This is a genomic window from Pseudorhodobacter sp. (genome assembly GCF_030452865.1).
Classification (GTDB): domain Bacteria; phylum Pseudomonadota; class Alphaproteobacteria; order Rhodobacterales; family Rhodobacteraceae; genus Pseudorhodobacter.
This window is the reverse complement of sequence record NZ_JAKDLJ010000264.1, coordinates 1-5,188: the sequence shown is the minus strand read 5'-3', so window position 1 is coordinate 5,188 and position 5,188 is coordinate 1. Positions and strand designations below refer to the sequence as shown.

The window sequence follows — 5,188 nt, the reverse complement described above, 5'->3', positions numbered from 1 at the left end:
GTCAATATCTTGGTCAAATCGGTCGAACTGGAATCCTGCTCGGTTTTCGCATGATGAACTTCGGCTAATGGAAGGACTTGGGTTTTTTCCCCGAAGACTGATCTGCCGCGCACCGTCACCGTTCCGACCGAGCGATCAAAGATCACGACCTCCATCCTCACGAAGAACGCAAAAAGCAGGGCAAATGCTGTGAACAGGATCGCAAGTTTTCCGGCCTCGGCGGGTTGCCCGTCAAACAGTTTGTTCAACGCGATCCCGGCAAAGATCAGCATACCTGCGATGAGACCCAATCCTCGCGCCAACGGCCGGGAGCGCAGAAACAACCGATTTGGCGTCCGTTCGATGACTTTCATCTGCGCATCCGTGGCTGGAATTGCAGCCTAGCAGATATTGGCTGGTCGCAATAGCGGCAATCCAGTGCGGAATCAGCGCAGCGCGTTCAATCTGTGCGGTCACTGGCAAGCCCGCGCCGCGCGTCAATCCAGTCATTCGTGGTTGCAACCGCCTTTCGGGCTGCGGCATCAAAGCGGGATTCGGTCGCTATAACCCAATCCTCTTGCTCAAACCGCGCGATCACCTGCGCGGCATTTGCCGAGCCGGACGGCACTTGCTGCGTTAGTTCGACACCGCGCAAGGATGTCAGGCTTTGCGCCCTGTGTTCTTTGGCACCCGCGCCCCGCCCTTGCCAGATCGCTTGCCCCGTTTTCGCATTGAGGGTCAATGCCGCAGGCCGCAACCATTGGCGCAGCACCAGAAACCCGACCAATGCCGCCACCAAACCGAAACCCGCGCCGATGTGGCGACCACCGGCCCAATCGGCCAGCGCCAGCCCTGCATAGCCGCACAAGAACGCGCCCAACATCACCAAAGGTCGGTTTGCCCCCTGCGACAACACCAGCCGCTCCGGACGATTTTCAGTCACTTTCATGGCGAACCCGTTGTATCCCCCGGGCATTCCACACGGATCGCACGACAATGCAAGCCAGTGCCGGAAACATGCCACAGAACGAAGATACCCTTTGAGCCTTGTGGGTGAAGCCCTTTTTCTTTCATTTCCGCTGGTCTAGGTTCGGATCGAAGATCATCCCCCATAGCATGATCTGCTTATTTAGTGTTGGGTTGGGCCTTGGGTCAGGAATACTGCGTGGAAAATTGGGATGAAATCAGGACCGCCTATCAGGTCGCGCGGATTGGCACGGTATCAGGGGCTGCGGCAGTGCTTGGCGTGCATCATGCCACCGTCATCCGCCACATTGACGCACTGGAAGGGCGGTTGGGGGAAAAGCTGTTCCAACGCCATGCGCGCGGCTATACGGCCACTGAAGCCGGGCGCGATCTGCTGTCGGTTGCGCAGGCGACCGAGGATCAGTTCGCCCAGCTTTCCAACCGCATCCGGGGCCATGGCGAAACGGTATCGGGCGAGTTGATCATCACCTCCATCGCTGATCTCAGCCCCGACATGGCCGATTGTTTCACCGATTTTCAGCGGCTTTATCCCGGCCTGACGATCCGGTTCCTGACTGGCTACCGACTGTTCCGGCTTGACTTTGGCGAAGCGCATGTCGCGATCCGGGCCGGTGCTGCACCGTCGGAATCCGATTATGTCGTGCAACCGTTCATTCCCTTGCAGCACGCGCTTTACGCCGCACCGAAATATGCCGCCCGTTTCGGCCTGCCGAAAAGTGATGCAGATCTGCCCAACCATAAATTCGTCTGCAATGATGATCTGAACAACCGCGCGCCGTTCTACCAATGGCTGCGCAACACCGTCCCGGCTGAGGCGCTGAGTTTTCGCGCCACGGAGCCGGCGACGATCTTTGACGCCATTGCCGCAGGGTCCGGCCTTGGCTTCATGTCGCGCGTTGCCGCTGCGCATTTTCCCGATCTGATCGAGGTGATGCCGCCCCGCCCGGAATGGAACATCAGCCTTTGGCTCGTCACGCATGTCGATCTGCACCGCACACTGAAGGTCCAGCGCCTTCTGGCCCACCTGAAAGAGGCGGCGCAGCAATGGCAGAAAGCCTGATCCATCGGCTGAGTGAGTCGGCGCGCGGCCATCTGGCGATGCTGCTGTTTTCCGCACTTGTCGCGGGGTCGTTCTCGCTCGGTTCCATGGCGGCGCCCTTTGTCGACCCAGCGGCGCTGACGACACTGCGCTTTGTGTTTTCGGGTGCCATCGTCGGGGCGGCGGCACTTGCGACCGGCAGCATCCGGCGTTCTGCTTTTGTTGCGCCGTGGCGCTATCTCATCCTTGGGCTGTTGCTTGCGATCTATTTCGTGCTGATGTTCGAAGGGCTTAAGACCGCCACCGCTGTTTCCACCTCTGCCGTTTTCACCCTGACCCCGCTGATGGCTGCCGGTTTCGGCTGGGTCACGCTGCGCCAACGCACGACACGGCGGATGTTGCTGGCGCTGCTGATCGGGGCGGCCGGTGCGGCTTGGGTGATCTTTCGCGCCGATTGGACCGCGCTGCGGCAGTTCCACATCGGGCGCGGTGAATGGATTTATTTCTGGGGCTGTGTCTCACACGCGCTCTACGCACCGATGATCCGCAAATTGAACCGGGGCGAACCGGCGCTGGTTTTTACGTTCGGCATGATGATCGCAGGGTTGCTGATCCTGACGATCTGGTCATTTCCCGCGCTGATCGCGACCGATTGGGCCGCGCTGCCGGGCATAGTGTGGATCACGCTCGCCTATGTCTCCATCGCGGCAAGTGCGATGACCTTTGTGATCATGCAATATGCCAGCCTGCGGCTGCCCGCATCGAAAGTCATGGCCTATACTTACCTGACCCCCGCCTGGGTGATCTTGTGGGAAATCGCGCTAGGGCGCGGCGCACCACCTTTCGGCGTGCTGGCCGGGGTCGCGATGACGATGATCGCACTTTACCTGCTGCTGGAGGATTGAGCCGTCAGCGGTCCTGCCCCAGACGCATCCGTTTTTCCAGACGCCGCAAGGCCAGTGACAGCGTGATCGTCATCGTCAGATAGACCAGTGCGACCACATTGTAGGTTTCGAAATACCGGAAATTGCCCGCCGCCGTAACCTTGCCCAACTGGGTGATATCGGTGACACCAAGCACCGAGACGAGCGAGCTGTCTTTCACCATTGCAACAAAATCATTGCCCAAAGGCGGCAAAATCACCCGAAAACCCTGCGGAAATACAACAAGTCGGAAGATCTGCCATTTGCTGAGGCCAAGCGCCTCTGCTGCCTCCACCTGCCCCGGATCGACCGAAGCCAAACCGGCGCGGAACACCTCGGCCAGAAAGGCGGAATAGGCGATGGTCAATGCAATCACCGCACGCCAGAGCAGTGAGAAATCACGGCTGCGCACCCGGTCAAAGCCGAGATATCCCGTCAGAAAATTCCACAATTCCACCAAAGCCGGGGCAAGCGCGAAGGCCACATAAAGCAGCAAGACGATGATCGGGATGCCGCGCACCACCTCCACATAAAGCCGCGCCGCCTGCCGGACCAGAAGGAAGCGTGACCCACCTGCCACTGCCAGCAAAAGGCCGAGCGTCGCTGCCATGCCAAAGGCCACAACCGTCACCATCACGGTGGTCCAGATGCCCTTGGACAGCGTGGCAAGCACCTGCGAATAGAGGTTGTCCGACAAGACATGCCAAAACAGATAGATGCCGACCCCGATCAGGGTCAGCAGCCAATAGGGGAAATCATGCTCCGAACTGGGCGTCTTGCGCACGGGGCCGGGATCAGTTGTCGAAACTGTAATCGACAAACCATTTCTGGTTCAGCGCGTCGATACTGCCATCCGTCTTCATTGCGGCAATTGCGGCATTGATCGGCGCGACCAAGGCAGAGCCTTTGGGGAAGATGAAACCGAAATCTTCTGCCCCAAGCTTTTCGCCGACGATCTTCAACTTGCCATTGCTTGCCGCGACATAGCCATTGCCGCCGGTGCTGTCGGTCAGCGCAAGATCAACATCGCCATTGCGCAACGCCTGCACCCCGGCACCGAAGGTTTCGAACATCTTGATCCGCGGGTTCGCCTCATCCCCGTCCAGAATGTCATAGACGCCGACATAAAACGGCGTGGTGCCGGGTTGGGCCGCCATCAGCAGGTCAGGATTGGCGGCAAAACTTTTCGCATCAGTGAAACGCTCCTCATCGCCGCGCACCAGCATGACCATTTCAGACCGCATGTAAGGGTCTGAGAAATCGACCTTTTCCTTGCGATCGTCGCGAATGGTGATCCCGGTCATTCCCATGTCGAACTGCCCTTCTGAGACGGCCGGGATCATCGCATCCCATGAGATATTCTCATAAGTAACCTTGAGGTTCAGCCGCCGGGCAATTTCGGCCACCGCGTCATATTCCCAGCCAATCGCCTTGCCATCCTTGATGAATTGCAGCGGCGGATAGGCGTTTTCGGTCACCACGGTAATCTCTTTCCCCGCCATATCCAGCAAGTCACCGGCGAAGGCCGGAGCGGTGAGCAGGGCCAGAAGGCCAAGGGTTGCGGTCAGTTTCATCGGTCAGGCTCCCGTGATTGGTTGAGGGGCGGCGGGGTTTTGTTGCCGTCACGTTACCTTTCAGGTGTGGATTGTCCAGTCAATGCGTGTGGCCGCAAACCTCACATCCCGCACGTCGATGGGTCTTTATCACCCGCGCCTCGCCGTAAAGCCCGTCATAGATCATCAGACGCCCGCGCAGGCCGTCGCCCGCACCGGTCAGGTATTTCACTGCTTCCAGCGCCATCATGGAGCCGATTACCCCCGGCAAAGGGGCCGCAACCCCGGCCTCAGCGCAGGTCGGCACCATGCCGGGGGCGGGGCGGTTTGGGAAGACACATTGGAAACAGGGGCCGCCATGGGCGGGATCATAAAGGCCAAGTTGGCCTTCCCATTGCGTGATTGCGCCTGTTATCAACGGCTTGCCTGACGAAACTGCCAAGCGGTTCACCAAATAGCGGGTGTCGAAATTATCGGTGCCGTCAAGGATCAGGTCATATTCGGCGATCAGATCTGCGGCGGCCCCATCAAGCCTGCGCTGATAGGGACATAATTCGATGAACGGGTTCAGCGCCTGCACCGCAACCAGGGCCGATTGCACCTTGGGCAGTCCGATACGGCCGTCGGTATGGATCACCTGACGTTGCAGGTTGGAATTCTCCACCAGATCGTCATCAATCACCCCGATGCGGCCCACCCCCGCCGCC

The 5,188-nt window shown here is 59.3% G+C and carries 7 protein-coding genes; 2 read left to right on the top strand and 5 right to left on the bottom strand.

Going from position 1 to position 5,188, the window contains the following annotated elements; all coding sequences use genetic code 11:
• Positions 1 to 353 (bottom strand): hypothetical protein (locus L0H65_RS14095; protein WP_301459684.1); only part of this gene is annotated, 353 nt, incomplete at its 3' end.
• Positions 354 to 439: 86 nt separating this feature from the next.
• Positions 440 to 928 (bottom strand): hypothetical protein, encoded by a 489-nt coding sequence (locus L0H65_RS14090; protein ID WP_301459683.1) that lies wholly within the window; start codon positions 926 to 928, stop codon positions 440 to 442.
• 216 nt (positions 929 to 1,144) lie between these two features.
• On the opposite strand from L0H65_RS14090, the gene L0H65_RS14085 reads away from it, so the two are divergent.
• Together L0H65_RS14085 and L0H65_RS14080 are read left to right on the top strand one after the other, a co-directional pair.
• A complete protein-coding gene (locus L0H65_RS14085; RefSeq protein WP_301459682.1) occupies positions 1,145 to 2,026 on the top strand; it encodes a LysR family transcriptional regulator in 882 nt (293 codons plus the stop codon).
• Positions 2,011 to 2,910: a DMT family transporter gene (locus L0H65_RS14080; RefSeq protein ID WP_301459681.1), complete on the top strand. Its 900-nt coding sequence runs from the start codon at positions 2,011 to 2,013 to the stop codon at positions 2,908 to 2,910. The genes L0H65_RS14085 and L0H65_RS14080 overlap by 16 nt, the downstream gene beginning before the upstream one ends.
• Before the next feature lie 4 nt (positions 2,911 to 2,914).
• Here the strand turns inward: L0H65_RS14080 and L0H65_RS14075 are convergent, their stop codons facing one another.
• The 3 genes from L0H65_RS14075 to L0H65_RS14065 all read right to left on the bottom strand — a co-directional run.
• Entirely contained in the window at positions 2,915 to 3,712 is a 798-nt protein-coding gene (locus L0H65_RS14075; protein ID WP_301459680.1) for an amino acid ABC transporter permease, read from the bottom strand.
• Between the two features lie 10 nt (positions 3,713 to 3,722).
• The gene (locus L0H65_RS14070; protein WP_301459679.1) at positions 3,723 to 4,502 is read right to left on the bottom strand and encodes a transporter substrate-binding domain-containing protein; all 780 of its coding nucleotides are present in this window, start codon (positions 4,500 to 4,502) and stop codon (positions 3,723 to 3,725) included.
• A gap of 79 nt (positions 4,503 to 4,581) precedes the next feature.
• Positions 4,582 to 5,188: HesA/MoeB/ThiF family protein (locus tag L0H65_RS14065; RefSeq protein WP_301459678.1), on the bottom strand; the 607-nt coding region annotated here is incomplete at its 5' end.